13 protein-coding genes are annotated in these 13328 nt (G+C 62.5%); 6 read left to right on the top strand and 7 right to left on the bottom strand.

What is annotated here, in order from left to right:
• Position 1: 1 nt before the first annotated feature.
• Positions 2-865, top strand: coding sequence for a DUF6671 family protein (locus FG95_RS08350; RefSeq protein WP_037555242.1), 864 nt, complete (start codon positions 2-4; stop codon positions 863-865).
• Between the two features lie 27 nt (positions 866-892).
• Complete coding sequence (locus tag FG95_RS20490; protein ID WP_144035767.1) at positions 893-1090, top strand: hypothetical protein; 198 nt, start codon at positions 893-895, stop codon at positions 1088-1090.
• A gap of 149 nt (positions 1091-1239) precedes the next feature.
• Here the strand turns inward: FG95_RS20490 and FG95_RS08345 are convergent, their stop codons facing one another.
• Positions 1240-1953, bottom strand: a complete 714-nt coding sequence (locus tag FG95_RS08345; RefSeq protein ID WP_052182209.1) for a DUF6118 family protein — start codon at positions 1951-1953, stop codon at positions 1240-1242.
• 10 nt (positions 1954-1963) lie between these two features.
• Positions 1964-4924, bottom strand: coding sequence for a Ti-type conjugative transfer relaxase TraA (gene traA / locus FG95_RS08340; protein WP_037555240.1), 2961 nt, complete (start codon positions 4922-4924; stop codon positions 1964-1966).
• A 172-nt stretch (positions 4925-5096) separates the two neighbouring features.
• Between traA and traD the strand changes: the two genes are divergently transcribed.
• Genes traD through FG95_RS20915 form a run of 3 tightly spaced genes read left to right on the top strand, consistent with a single transcriptional unit; the run spans position 5097 to position 5846 of the window.
• Positions 5097-5402: a conjugal transfer protein TraD gene (gene traD, locus FG95_RS08335; RefSeq protein ID WP_037555239.1), complete on the top strand. Its 306-nt coding sequence runs from the start codon at positions 5097-5099 to the stop codon at positions 5400-5402.
• Positions 5365-5682, top strand: a complete 318-nt coding sequence (locus FG95_RS08330) for a conjugal transfer protein TraD (RefSeq protein WP_327195728.1) — start codon at positions 5365-5367, stop codon at positions 5680-5682. The genes traD and FG95_RS08330 overlap by 38 nt, the downstream gene beginning before the upstream one ends.
• Positions 5679-5846: a DUF6771 family protein gene (locus FG95_RS20915; protein WP_169714565.1), complete on the top strand. Its 168-nt coding sequence runs from the start codon at positions 5679-5681 to the stop codon at positions 5844-5846. Before FG95_RS08330 ends, FG95_RS20915 begins: the two co-directional genes overlap by 4 nt.
• A 3-nt stretch (positions 5847-5849) precedes the next feature.
• On the opposite strand, the gene FG95_RS08325 is transcribed toward FG95_RS20915, so the two are convergent.
• The 5 genes from FG95_RS08325 to FG95_RS08305 all read right to left on the bottom strand — a co-directional run bounded on the left by FG95_RS08325 (position 5850) and on the right by FG95_RS08305 (position 10371).
• A complete protein-coding gene (locus FG95_RS08325) occupies positions 5850-6287 on the bottom strand; it encodes a MucR family transcriptional regulator (RefSeq protein ID WP_088441750.1) in 438 nt (145 codons plus the stop codon).
• Between the two features lie 71 nt (positions 6288-6358).
• Positions 6359-6865 (bottom strand): RNA polymerase sigma factor, encoded by a 507-nt coding sequence (locus FG95_RS08320; protein WP_052182207.1) that lies wholly within the window; start codon positions 6863-6865, stop codon positions 6359-6361.
• Complete coding sequence (locus FG95_RS08315) at positions 6862-7359, bottom strand: hypothetical protein (RefSeq protein WP_229667090.1); 498 nt, start codon at positions 7357-7359, stop codon at positions 6862-6864. Before FG95_RS08315 ends, FG95_RS08320 begins: the two co-directional genes overlap by 4 nt.
• Before the next feature lie 220 nt (positions 7360-7579).
• A complete protein-coding gene (locus tag FG95_RS08310; protein WP_037555238.1) occupies positions 7580-8500 on the bottom strand; it encodes a HEPN domain-containing protein in 921 nt (306 codons plus the stop codon).
• A 122-nt stretch (positions 8501-8622) separates the two neighbouring features.
• A complete protein-coding gene (locus FG95_RS08305) occupies positions 8623-10371 on the bottom strand; it encodes a ParB/RepB/Spo0J family partition protein (RefSeq protein ID WP_037555237.1) in 1749 nt (582 codons plus the stop codon).
• Positions 10372-11085: 714 nt separating this feature from the next.
• Between FG95_RS08305 and FG95_RS08300 the strand changes: the two genes are divergently transcribed.
• The gene (locus FG95_RS08300; RefSeq protein ID WP_037555236.1) at positions 11086-13197 is read left to right on the top strand and encodes a DUF4238 domain-containing protein; all 2112 of its coding nucleotides are present in this window, start codon (positions 11086-11088) and stop codon (positions 13195-13197) included.
• Positions 13198-13328 lie beyond the last annotated feature (131 nt).

Here is a 13328-nt window from a genome sequence, read left to right as displayed (position 1 = left end):
AATGCGCCCCGCTGTCCGACCCTACGATGACGAACTGGCGGTGCTGGCAACGATGCACGGCAAGGAGCGGGTTATCCATCCGCTGCTAAAGCGCGCGCTCGGCCTGCACGTAGCGGTGAGCCGCGATATCGATACCGACTGGTTCGGCACATTTAGCCGTGACGTGGAGCGGACTGGCACGCAGATCGACGCGGCGCGCGCCAAAATCTCGGCGGCATTCGCCGCCACACCCGAGGCGACCGTCGCCATTGCGAGCGAGGGCAGTTTCGGTCCGCACCCCTATATACCCTTTGTGCCGCTGGCGCGTGAGATCGTCATGCTCGCTGATCGGACCCGAGGTATAGAAGTTATCGGATACCATGCTTGCTTGGAAACCAACTTTAGCCATGCGGTGGTCTCGAACGTGGAATCGGCGCTGGAATTTGCGTCGCGGCTCCAATTCCCGAAACACGGTCTTCTTGTTATTGGTTGCCGGGACGGACAGCCGGCACCTGAACGAGTTCTGCTCAAAGATATCGCGGATGCGAACGATCTAACCGACGCTGTCGAACGCGTAGTCAGTATATGCGGCACCGCCTTTATCGAAACCGACATGCGGGCCCACCGCAATCCGACGCGAATGCGCGGGATCAAACGCGCGACCCTGGACTTGGTGCGGCGTTATCGCAGTTCGTGCCCGGTATGCGCTGCACCTGGGTTCGCGGTCACGAGGCGGCTAACCGGGCTACCGTGTTCTTGGTGCCACGGCCCGACAGACGCCATCCGAGCGGAAGTGATGTCCTGCGTCCTATGCGACCACCGTGTCGAGCGACCAATGGCAGCTGTCAGCGCTGACCCTGGCAGCTGCGGCCAATGCAATCCTTAACGCGCTTAGTAACGGAGCAAAAAAATCATGATTCCAGAGCCTTCCAAGAAATATCCGCTGAAATCAGACGAACAGATAGCATGGATTCTTGCTCACCCCGCGATGAGTCCTTGGCTCAAGCAGGCGTTGCGGACGGCTCGAGAACGGGATCCCAATGCCGTTTTGAACGATCTTGAAGTGCTGCGGCACGTCATGAACTCGAAAATCTCGGACTGCCTGCGCTGATTATGGGAGGATAACGCGCAGTAGGTCAATTGGCCTCGTCCGTGACCCTAGTCCAGAACGCCTGCCGCCCAAGTGGGGCGTAAATTTCGGCCTTGAATGTGATAGAAAGCGCGGCCCGACCTCCAGCTTTATTACGCGATACAACCTATTCAGATTCCTGTTTCATACGAATTTTCCTTAATCTGTATAGTGCAGCGCACCGACTTTTTGGACCTCTCTGCACTCTTTTCGCAGGCGGCAATCTTGTCCTTATTGTCGTGGCGCATCACCGCCGCGGCGGAAATTGCCCGATAAGCTTCCGGACTGCCAGCCTGCATAAGCCGCACGCCGCCTTCCCATATCGTCGGCGCACCGACGATATGCGCCGCCATTCTCTCGGGCAGCTGCCACCGATCCGGCAGCGCCCTGGCAAAAGCGCCCGGCAGGATCGACCAGAGCAGGCACCCGGCGACAATGCCGCCGCCCACTGCCCAAATGAGGTGAAGGCGCTGCTCATGCGCTGCCCGCAGCGTCGATATCGTACCGCGCAGTTCATATGCGGCATTGTCGAACCGCACCTGCGCCCGCTGCATTTCGCTTGCCGTGGCGTCACGCGCCTGCCGGGCCGCCCGGTCAATCTGACGCGCCATTTCTTCCGGGGTCAGCTCCATCGCAGGCTTGGCAACGATGGTTCTCAGCGTTCGCTCCGCGGCACCGAGATGTTTCGATAGTTCGCCAAGCGTATCAGTGTAGTCCGGGATGTGGATATCGGCCCTCTCTGCCGCGAGTTGCTCCACCGCGCGGCGCATGAGCGCGACTTCGCCTTCGAGCCGGGCGAACGCCGTGGTTGCGGGATCCTGATACTCCATTTCCTGTTCACGCATGTGTCTTCTCCTACATACCAATACCGATGCCGCGCGACCGCACGTGACCGAGCCCGGCGATGTCGGCGAGTTCCTGTCCGATGGGGCGAACCGCTCGCGCGTCGATGCCGAGCGCCGCCTTGCGGGCGCTGAGAATCGATTCGACCTGCGCGTCGCGCTCAAGGCTTTGCGCCATCGCGCCCATCTCGCCCGAAAGACGGCTGGCGGTGCGTTGCTGGCCTTTGGTGAGCGAACGCTCGCGCTGCTGCTGGAGCTTCTGCCAGCCCTCGACGAAGCGATCGGCGCGGCGCGCCGGATCGGTGCGGACTTCGGCTTCGAGCTGCATGGCGCGGATCGCGGCCTGACTGTTGCCTTGGGCGGCTTGCGCAACCAGCTCGGGCTGGCGCTCGAACGCCGACGCCAGATCGCGCCGCGCGTGGGGTCCGATTGCGCCGAGCGCATCGCCAGCGCGTGCGAGCGCATCGTGCTGGTGCCGCAGTACCGGCAGCTCCTTCTCGCGCATCCGGTTGATGTCGGCCTGCGCGCGGGCATAGCGTTCGACCGCACGGCGCTGGTCGGTCGTTCGCGAGGTATCGCGGGGTTCAACGCTGGCGCGCCTCACGACCGGCTTAAATCCCGCAAAGATGCTGCGAGCCTTCTCGGGGACTTGCTTTGCAATCCCGAGGCCCGCCCGAGACAGGGTCTCGGGAAGCTTTTTCGCGGCTTCAACGATTCGCTCGCGCATTACTATCCCGCGCCGCTCGGCAAATGCCCGCGCGGGGTCCGCCTTGGCATAGTCCGCCGCCATGTCCTTGGCGCGCTCGCGGCTCAGGGTGCGAACGAGCTTGCCCTGATCCTTGAAGTCGTCGCGGCCGTAGTGGAGGCTCACACCGTCGCGGTGGCGGCTCAGCCCGACATAGGCGCTGTGACTATCCATCCCCGGCGTTGCCAGCACATGGGTGCGGTCCACCGTCATGCCCTGCGCCTTGTGGATGGTCGCCGCATAGCCATGATCGATATGGGCATAATCCTTGAGGTCGAACGCCACCGACCGTCCGTCACCGGTGTTCACCGTCATGCCGCGTTCGCTGACCTGCTCGATCGTCCCGAGCGTCCCGTTCTTAACGGCCAAGCTATGCTCGTTGCGCAGGAAGATGACGCGGTCGCCGGGTGCAAACACCCGGTCGCCGCGCTCGACCTTCACCGCGACGTCGGCGCCAAGATCGCCCGACGAGCGCATCCGTTCCCGCGCTTCCTCGTTGAGCGCGCGCACCTCGTCATTAGTGTGGGTGAGGATGATGCGGCTAGCGTTTGGATCGCACTTCCGGTCGCGATCCCAATTCTCTACGAGGTCAGCGCGCGCCGCTCCCCGCGTCTCGGCGGCGCGCACCATACCCGCCTCGTCATAGGCGCGGATCGCATCGCCGGTGTGGCCCGTGGCCAGCTCGCGGGTCGCCTCGCGTTGCCAGCCTTCATGCTGGCGCCGCACTTCGGTGATTTCAACACCGCCATGCCGTTCGTGGAGCGCGTGGAACGCTGCGCCAGCCTCGATCGATTGCAGCTGCTGCGGATCGCCGACCAGCACGACTTTGGCGCCGGCATCGGCAGCGTGCGACAACACGCGCTCCATCTGGCGCGTGCCCACCATGCCGGCCTCGTCGATGACAAGCACATCGCGAGTGGTGAGAAGATCGCGGCCCTGCGCCCAACCATGTTCAAGGCTGGCAATCGTGCGCGAGGCGATGCCCGAGCCGTTCTCAAGACCCTCGGCCGCGATGCCTGACAGCGCGGCACCGCGCACCTCCAGCCCGGCGTTCTCCCATGCCCCGCGTGCCTGGCCCAACATCGCGCTTTTGCCCGTTCCGGCATAGCCGATGACGATTGCAAGATCCTGCCCTCTCGTTATATGCTTCAGCGCGGCCTGCTGCTCGCGACCAAGCACCAGGCCAACACTCCCGGCTGCGTCAGCGGCTCTCTGCAAAGACGCGGCCGGGAGACCATGACGCGACCGCCCCGCGAGCCGTTCCGCCGCGAGTTCAAGTCGCTGCTCGGCCTCAATCATTTTGCGCGAGGTGAACCTATCCTCGCCGCGTCCGTCCCGACCGAGCGCAATCAGGTCGGGCGATGATCGCACCGCGCCGATGACCGCATCAAATTGTTCGCGCCCGTCGCTGTGGCGGTGCGCAAACATGGCAAGGTCGCGTGTCGTGAACGTCGCCTGCCCGTGCGTGATCGCGTCGAGCGCCACGCGGGGATTGGTGATGATCCGCTCGCCATTGCGCTGCGCGATCTCGCGGTGTTCAGCAAGTCGTTGGGCCTCAAGTCCGCGATCGCCCATGCGCGATGCGGCGGGTCCGATCTTGTCCTGCGGTTCAAGCGCGATCCCCTGCGCCGCAAGGCTGCGGTGGTCGATACGCGCGTCGATGTCGAGGTCGGCGAGGCGCTCATTGACATGATCGGCCCAGCGCTCGCGCCATTGCTCGACGAATTCGGTACGATTCCAATCGCGGACCTTGGCGCCGAACCCGGCTTCGCCATCCTCGCCGACGACGATCTCGCGCATCGTCAGCATCACATGCGCGTGGGGTTTGGCCTGTCCGTCGGCGCCGATGTCCCAATGCACATTGAGGTCGGCGACCATGCCCTGATCGACAAACTCGCGTTGCACAAAGTCGCGGGCGAGTTCAATGCCCTGCGCCTGGTTCATTTCGCGCGGGATCGCGAACTCCACCTCGCGGGCAAGCTGCGCGTCCTTGCGCTTCTCGATGGCCTCGATATGATTCCAGAGCTGCTCGCGATCGCGATATTGTTGCGGCGCGTTCGTGGGCAGCATCACGTCCGAATGCACGACGCCCGATTTGTTGGTGAAGTCATGCGCCCGGTCGAGCCGTTCATCGTACAGCCGTTCGGCCGAACGATAGGCCGCTGCTGCGACGGCGCTCCGTCCGGCGGCGCGGCTGATGACTTTGACCGAGAGATGGAAGATTGCCATTGCGGCAATCCATCTACACTTCAAAAGCCACGTCGGCACGACGTATAAGCGCGCCCTCACACGGAAAAATCCGCGGAGGGACTAGGCTGTGCCAGGCTGTCCCGACGACCTTGCTGCGCATCGTGAGGCGCGTCCCTATGATGGGGGCATCACACCATCATGGAGATGCGACATGCGCAAACCCCGCGATATCGATTCGGAATTGAAGGCGCTCGAAGCCAAAGCGAAGACCCTCAAGGAACGTCGCGTTCGCCAACTCGGCGAACTCGTCATCGCAACCGGCGCCGATGCGCTTGATGCCGATCTGCTCGCCGGCGCATTGATCGGCGCGGCCGCGACGAAAGACGCCAATACGAAGGAGGGCTGGCGCAAGGCGGGCGCGGGCTTCTTTCAGCGAACTGCGCGGAAAACAGCGACGCGATCTCATCGCGGTGCAGCGAATGACACGGCGCCTGACGGCCATGCGGCATCGGCTTGAAGCGGTGAAGGCGCGAACCGGAATGCGCGAATGGCAAGTGAAGCGCCGCGAGCGCACGCGCCAGCTTATCGAACTCGGCGGTCTCGTCGCGAAGGCCGGGCTGGTCGAACTGGCCGACGACGACCGCGCTATGCTTTACGGGGCATTCCTTTGGATGGCCGACACGCTGCGAAGCGATGGTGCTGCCGATACGGCCGCCCTCTGGCGACGCCGCGGCAAGCGGGCGTTCGCCGCGGAGACATTGCCGTGCGGCGACCGCAATGCCATAGGCGCGTCATGACGCGCGAACTGACCGACACCATTCTCCGGGTGGTCGAACGCGCGCCGCAATGGGTGCGGCGCGATCTCGACGCCAAAGACCCGGTTGCGCGCATCCGCGCCGAAGAATCGCTCGCGGCGATGATCGCCGATGCGCTCGAACGCCAGGCCGACCAAGCGGCCTGAGGATTATTTCGCGGCCGGGCGGCGCACAGGCGCCTTCTTGGGCCTGCCGCCGCGTCCCTTGGTGCCGAGCCCGATTTCCTTGGCAAGCGCGCGGCGCTTCTCGGTATAGTTGGGCGCGGTCATCGGATAGTCCTTCGGCAGGTTCCATTTGGCGCGATAGTCATCGGGCGTCATGTTGTAGTGCGTCATCAAATGACGACGGAGCATCTTGAGCTTCTTGCCGTCCTCAAGGCAGACGATGTAATCGGGCTTCACCGATGACCGGATCGATACCGCCGGTTCCTGTTTGACTTCGGGCTCGGCTGTGGCGCCAAGTCCCGACAGCGCTTCGTGCACCGATCGGATGACGAGCGCTATGTCCGATATGGCGACGCTGTTGTTGCTCACATGCGCGGCAACAATATCCGCCGTCAGCGTGACGAGCGTTTCGGTATCTTCCATTTGCGCCTCCAATGCGATGCAGATCGATAGTATTCTATCGATCCGCGACATGCACCGATGTCGCCGCTGCATCAAGCATATCGCGCAGCGAATGCCTTGCGGCATCGCACCAGCGCGCGGGTCATATGCTTTTCGACGGACTTGACGCTGATACCGAGTTCGTCGGCGATTTCGCGATAGGTCTGTTGCCGGAGCCGGCTCATCAGGAAGATGCGGCGGGTCCGCGGTCGCATGGCGAGCAGTGTTGGCCGAAAGGCGCGGCGGATATCCAGCTCGACCATGCGCCGCATCTGCTCGGGCGGCAGGGCGGCGTCGCATGTCTCATCGAACGGATAGAGGACCGCCCCTTCGCGGGCCTTTCGGCGCGACCGCTCGAAGACCAGATTGCGCGCGGTGCGAAGCAGATAGGGACGCGGATAGTCGATCCGGTCGAAGGCGCCGGAACGGAGCACGCGCATGAACGCTTCCTGCACAAGGTCGGGAGCCGCGTCGCGGCCGACGCGCCTCCGGAAATAGCGCAGCAGCATCGCCTGCTCGGCCCGGCAGAAAGCGTCGAAGGTGGTGGCGGGCGCGGTCATGACCGCGCCCCCTTGCGCTCGCGTGGCAAGGGCGCGTCGCGCGACGCGCGATAGAGGGTGATGCCCGCCTCGATCCGGTCGAGGATGAAGGTGTCGCGCTCGGCCTTGGCGACACGGATGTCGACCTTGGAGTAGAATTCAAGGCCGACCGCGCAGCGGTTGCCAAGCTCGCGGTCGATGACATCGCGGGCGCGGGTCCAGCATTCCGTTTCCTTGAACAGCGGATGATTGACGACGACCCAGAACTCGTAATCGGAAAAATTGATCGTATCCTCGTCTTCGTACCAATTCTTCCGCGCATAGGGACCGATCAGGATGATGCGCCGGATCTCGCCCGGCTCGGGCGCCTGCACCGCGTCGGGGTCGAAGCAGGCGCGCAGTATGCGCGTGATGCGCTCGACCTCCTGCTGCTTGCGCCGGATGAGATGGCCGACGCGCGCCATCACGACTTCGCGCGCGTAAACGTCGTTTGCTTTCGATTTCGGGGTATTCATTTGCAGCTCGCACACTGGCGGTCCGCGCATTCATGCGCGGATGTGCAAGCGGTGTCCGCTGTGTGCCGCTAGCGCGGGCTACAGCAACTGCCCGACCTTCGCGGCCGGACCTGCATGATGCTGGCAGGACGTTCCTCGGGATGGCCGCCAGTCATTCCATCCCGTGGGTGCGATTATGTCAGAATCCGGGAATCCCGGCAAGTCGGGCGGCGCGCGCCATTTATGCGTGCGCCGTTTTTTCGAGTTCGGCGATCTTGTCTGTGCAGACTTGATGAACGACGCGGCCCAATTCCTCGACGCGTTCGCCGAGCCAAGCGAGTTCCTCTGCGCTGATCCTGTAATGCTTGCTGTAGCGGGCCTTCGTGTAGGCTTCCTTCAGCTTCTGGAACATCGCGCGCTCGCGGCGATTGCTCTCGGGCCAGATGCCGAAGAGGCGTCGGTCGAGTCCTTCGGCGAGCGAGCGCAGAAAGGCGATATTGTGGTTGTAAGGCGTGTAATAGGTCAGCGTGAGCAACAGACTGACGTATAAGCGCTCGGTGGCTTGATGCAGGTCGAATGCAGCGTCCTTCAAATAGCCTTTTTGAAGGTAGAATTGGGCGCCTTCATACCGCTTCATCGCTGACGGAAAGCCGTCTTCAAAATATTCCCTCGCTGTTTCCAGCGCCTGCTGTGGCGTCTTCGGCTTCGGCGTCGCCAATTCCCGGTCATCGGCCTCATAGAGCGCGATCCCGTCTTTCGCGACTTCCATGAAGAAGACACGCCCATGCGCGAGACCGTCGTTCACTTCGTGCAGCGAGTGAACGATGAAATTGACCGGCGTCCGAAGCGTCTTCTCGATCGTATAGGCGCGAATGAGCCGTTCCTCGGCTTTCGCCCAATAAGCAGCGCGGTCGGTCAGCTCCTTCTGGCTGACGATGACGAGAATGTCGTAGTCCGATTTATACTGGTTCGCCGACAGCGGCGCATCGACATGGTCGCCGCGTGCGTGCGATCCGAACAGGATGATCTTCAAGATGCGGGCGCCCTTGCGGCGCCCGGTCGCATTTTCGGTCGCCTGCCCGAACTCGTCGAAGATGATTTCGACGATGCGCTCAAGCTCGCGCTGCTTGGCGGCGGGAAGATGATCGACGTCGGTTCGCATGGGCCAGGAATCTTCGGGCAATGCCCGTCACTTGGCAAGAACAGATTGCCCGGCGCTTTGCGCCGGGCCAAAAATCTGGGGGAACGGGCGGACCCGTTCCCCCAATTATACGCCGCTAATCATCAAGCCGCCTCGCGAAGTTCCGGTTCGTTTTCGACATGTGCCGGGTCGAGCAGCGGCGCGACACGATCGCTCCGCTCGACACAGCCGATGCCGCCACGCTCGGTATAGCCCGACGGCGGAAAGGCGAACCAGCGGGGAAGCCAGCCCTCGACCTTCGCCCGGCCATTGCCACCCGTGAGACAATCGACAAGAATACCGCGCTGCACCTTCGTGGTCGCCCCGGCATTGGCCTCCGCCGCGTCGGTGCCCGCAACCTCGGCGACGACGGCATTGAGCAATTGCTTGTCGCGAATAAGGTCGGGCAACACAGTCGTGTCGTTCCAGCATGTCCGCATGTTGGTGCCGGTGATCTGGCCCAGCAACTCGACCTCGGCGCTTCCGACGCTGAGCGTCTCGCCCATCACGACGGGCAGGATACCCACCACCGAGTCATCGGACAGCGCGAGCAACTGGACGAACAGCCCGGCAACACCATGCTCGCCATCATAGCCGCCAACCACCGTGGGCGCTTCGGGATCGAAGCCGAGCAGGTCGAGCACCGCACGGCGCGCCTTGTCGAACGCCGCCTCGCTCGCCGACACCTCGACGCTCTCGGCAATCGCATCGCTCGCCGCGCGCTGCTTCTCGACATCGACCCGCCATAGCGGCGATCCGAAGATGGCGTGGGCGACCATCATGCGCAGGGCGATTCCCGGCTCGGACAGCATGGATGCGCGTACGGCAGCATGGCGGTGGAGGTCGATATAATTGCCGAGCGCCGCGCTGACTTCGGGACGCACGGGCTTGGGGGTATCCGTCTCACCCTTGGCGAGCTGCCGCGCTTCCTTGGCGGTGATATAGCCTTCGTGGATGGCGACCTCGCCGCGATGGCTGATGGTGGCGAACACCTTGCCGCCCTTCTTCTTCGGGCAGCGTTCATGCTCCCACGAATTGAAATGGGCGCCGCGCTCCATGACGACGACATCGGCCCAGCCGCTATCGCGAAAGAAGCTGGCCTGTTTTTCGACCTCGGCCATCTGCGCGGTCCAGAAAGCATCGGCGTCGGCAAAATAGCTGTCCTCACCGAAGAGGTCGGAAATGACCTCGCCGGTGTAGTCGCCAAGGTCGAACATCGCGACCTTGGCCGAAATCGCGCTTCCCCCGAACAGCCATGCCTTCAAGCTCGATCCCGTGGGCGCATGCTTCTCCGGGCAATCGACCAGCGCCAGCCATTCGCGCTGCTGCGCTTTGGTGGCGAGGGTCAGATGCCGCATGGTCACGGCATCGATTTTGTCGGCCCGATAGAGGTTACGGATACGGGGCAAGAGATTGCCGACAGCCAGCGTGCGCTTCACCTGCAACGACGTGAGTCCGAACGTCAGGCCAATGTCCTCGGCGCTCCGGCCTTCGCGGACAAGCCGGGTAAAGGATTCGCAGCGATTGATCTCATCGGGATCGAGGCGCGCGATATTCTCGATGAGCGAGGCTTCGAGCGCCGCCGCATCATCCCCGGCTTCCATCACCGCACAGGGCAGCGGATCGATGCCGTCCTGTTCTTCGGCAACGGTCAGCGCCGCATGATAGCGCCGTTTGCCCGCCACGATCTCGTATAAGCCTTCCTCCGTTCCCGGCCTGACGATCAGCGGTACGAGGATACCGCGCGCCCGCACCGACGGCAGGATGTTCGTGAGGTCGGGCTTCTTCGCGACCCCGCGCATGTTGGCGGGCGACACCGAAAGCTGCGACAGTTCGATATGCTTGAGTTCCATGACTTGTCTCCTTTGCTCTTCCTAACCACCGCAGCCCCGGCTGAGCGGGGTGGGCGGCGAGAGCGACCGGAGAGGCCCGCCTGCAAGGCAGAGCGCACCCGAAGGGCTGCAACGAAGTGGAGGACCCCGCAGGGGTTGCGCGCTGCCGGGCGGGCCTCAGAGGAGAGCGACGACCACTCCGCACGGCCGGAGGCCCATGCCATCGCGCGGAATGCGCGATGACCTTTGGGCCGGAGCCAAACTCCGGCCCGATGCGTCAGCGATCGTCACGGCGAAGCCGACGAGACGGCGCGAAGCGGTGGCTCGGTTGAGCGAAGCGGAATAGAGCGCGGCCGCCGCAGGCGGGACGCCGAACCTGTTTGCCTTTCATGTGAAGCGGGAATTCTACTTCACTCAGACAATTGTCCTCCACTCCGGCTCCCGCCGGGTCTGCTCTGCTGAAAAGTTCTTGAGTGGGTGGGGATGTCCAATCAATGTCGTATTTTGGGCCAAACTGGCCGGTTGCGGTCAGGCGTCTTTTGGAAGAATAAGGCACAAAGCTACCGTTGGCGCATCCTATATCTGGCGCCCCCCGCGTACGGACTAACTCTCAAATGTGATGAGCGAGTTTCCAGATCGGCTCCAGCCTGCTGACGCGCGGTTCCGCTTTCACGGAATTCTATGGCTTTTAAATCGACGCACCGTCATGATGCGCTATCCGAAAGGCTGAGAAGAATGGCTGGAAAAAACCAGCACTATATTCCGCAGGCAGTGCTGCAATCCTTTGCCATTCCTGACTCGCGCACGGCGCAGGTCCATGTGTTTCGGCGCGAGAAGCATTTTCGCTCTTCGATCGCCAATGTGGCGGCCGAGGATTATTTCTATTCAGTTCCTTCGAGCGACGGGACTGAGACGCTCGACGATATCATGACGCGGCATGAGAATGGGCCGTTCAATCGAGACCTCAAATCTCTTTTGGGCGCGACGCCGGGTGCCATACACCCCGACGCTCCCGCCGAGGTCTTGGCACATCTCATTGTCCGCGGCGACCATCTGCGTGGCGTCTTCAGGGCTTCCGCCCCGATCCTCGCCGAGTTTGTCGACGATCTGCTGGGGAGCAGCGAGCAGATAGCGCGAATGATGGGCGCTAGCGGCCCGGCTCCATCAGACTTGTTTCGGGAGCGGTTAGCGAAGGCAGTGGACGAACGTCATCCGCTCTCGCAACTCGGTTTGCCGCGTCCGGTGATTGAAGCGATCGCTTATATGATGCTCCGCGAAAATGCCGAAACGGGCTTCGAGGAGGCTGCCGAAGCCCTAACGGCCGCGATCGACGATTTTCGAGAGAGAGCGGGGGCGATCGCCAAGGACGCCCAGGTAAAGGCGCTTTCCGGCGCTATGATTCCTGAAGGTCGGATCGAAATATTGCGCCAGCTCGACTGGCGCATCGTTGATATCGACCAATCGACCTTCGTTCTCCCCGACTTTATCAGCCTAGCGTTCGACAAGGCCGGGAGGAGTGGAACGATTTTCAGCTTCGACGCGGAGAGCCTAATCGCCGTCCTGATGCCGCTCACGCCATCGCGCATGCTGATCGGCGGCGAATGCCCCGCATCGATCGCTCTGGCAGACTTCAACGTCTTGGCGGCGTCGCATTGCCTGAACTTTTTCGTGAGTGCCTATACCGACAATGAACTTCAGGATCTTCGGACGAGGATCGGCACTGAAGCCCTCGATCCCATCCACCAAGGTCTGGCAGAAGCCGCAAGCGAGTTTCGAGCCGAGATCGAGGCAGGTGAAAACTCCGACGTCCCGCAAGACGCCGGTGAATGGCGTCATCGGCAGGGTCCGGACATCCAGTTCTCGACAGATTATCTCGACAGCGAAGCAGTCGTCGCGCTCACTCCGATCCTGGGTCAACTTACGGGGTATGCCCGGCAACGCTTCAATACAGACGCCCTGATCCGGATCGTGGCGCCTGCGGACTATGCCCACCGGCTAGCCACGATCGACCGGGGAGAACTCGACGATGGCGAGCCTATCCGTCCTGCAACGGATGGATGGAGCGCCGCCTATAATGTTCCCGTCGAGGAGAACGGGCGACAAGGCATCGTAATGGTGCTGCATCCCGACGCAGTCGCCATGTTGCTCGCGCCCGACGACACTCTATTCGCGGCAGCCGCTAGCATCTTGATCAGCCAGTTCGCGCGCTTCGGCACCGATCATGTGATTGGTACCGTCTTCGCCAAAGGAGTCGATGCCATCACCGGCGGGGTCAACCGGTTCATTCTTCCGCACGCGTTGCGGATTTGGAAATCCTACATGGTGGCGGACGGACATTGCCGGTTCGCCAGCGATATGCGCGATCATTATCGCAACATCTTTCTCGGCGCTCTCGATGCATTGCCCGCGCGGCTCGTTGATGCGCGCCGCGGCTATTGGATGAGCGAAAACGATGTCGATGGCCTGCTACCTGCCGCGATCCTGCCGACCATCGAGTTGCTCGAATCGGCCGCATGCGCGGCTGCGAGCTTCAAGAGCGAAGCCGGAGACGCCAACATTGCTCCCTTTTGGCAGGCTCTTGATGCAATAGGACTGGCAAAATGGTTCGCACTGTTCCGGGCGGACCTAAAAGCCTTATGGGAGCCCGGAACCAGCTATCCTGAGCCGGCCGCCTTTAATGTTCTCGTTACGCATGTTCAGCGCATTCTATTGACTGGGGCCATTTTTCCGTGGGACGACGGATCGCCATTCGGGCGGATCGAGGTGCCGTTCTGGTCCGACCTCGCATGGCTCACCGAGCAGGCCACGATGGCGGCCGAAGAGCCGGAGTCAACGCCAGCCCCTTAGCCTCCTGCGCCCGACTCTTCTTGGCCGCATCTTAAGCGGGACGCATTAGCTGTCATTCCAGAACCGGATGGCTACGCTAAGCCATGCCTCAAGACTTTTGCCCAGCCAAGTCACCGGTGAGGTCCGATGGC

Source organism: Sphingopyxis sp. LC363 (assembly GCF_000756385.1).
GTDB lineage: Bacteria > Pseudomonadota > Alphaproteobacteria > Sphingomonadales > Sphingomonadaceae > Sphingopyxis.
This window is presented reverse-complemented; position numbering and strand designations above follow the sequence as displayed.

Coding starts and splice junctions, on each gene's coding strand:
- FG95_RS08350 (WP_037555242.1), top strand. CDS start 2: ATGCGCCCCGCTGTCCGACCCTACGATGACGAACTGGCGGTGCTGGCA.
- FG95_RS20490 (WP_144035767.1), top strand. CDS start 893: ATGATTCCAGAGCCTTCCAAGAAATATCCGCTGAAATCAGACGAACAG.
- FG95_RS08345 (WP_052182209.1), bottom strand. CDS start 1,953: ATGCGTGAACAGGAAATGGAGTATCAGGATCCCGCAACCACGGCGTTC.
- traA (WP_037555240.1), bottom strand. CDS start 4,924: ATGGCAATCTTCCATCTCTCGGTCAAAGTCATCAGCCGCGCCGCCGGA.
- traD (WP_037555239.1), top strand. CDS start 5,097: ATGCGCAAACCCCGCGATATCGATTCGGAATTGAAGGCGCTCGAAGCC.
- FG95_RS08330 (WP_327195728.1), top strand. CDS start 5,365: ATGACACGGCGCCTGACGGCCATGCGGCATCGGCTTGAAGCGGTGAAG.
- FG95_RS20915 (WP_169714565.1), top strand. CDS start 5,679: ATGACGCGCGAACTGACCGACACCATTCTCCGGGTGGTCGAACGCGCG.
- FG95_RS08325 (WP_088441750.1), bottom strand. CDS start 6,287: ATGGAAGATACCGAAACGCTCGTCACGCTGACGGCGGATATTGTTGCC.
- FG95_RS08320 (WP_052182207.1), bottom strand. CDS start 6,865: ATGACCGCGCCCGCCACCACCTTCGACGCTTTCTGCCGGGCCGAGCAG.
- FG95_RS08315 (WP_229667090.1), bottom strand. CDS start 7,359: ATGAATACCCCGAAATCGAAAGCAAACGACGTTTACGCGCGCGAAGTC.
- FG95_RS08310 (WP_037555238.1), bottom strand. CDS start 8,500: ATGCGAACCGACGTCGATCATCTTCCCGCCGCCAAGCAGCGCGAGCTT.
- FG95_RS08305 (WP_037555237.1), bottom strand. CDS start 10,371: ATGGAACTCAAGCATATCGAACTGTCGCAGCTTTCGGTGTCGCCCGCC.
- FG95_RS08300 (WP_037555236.1), top strand. CDS start 11,086: ATGGCTGGAAAAAACCAGCACTATATTCCGCAGGCAGTGCTGCAATCC.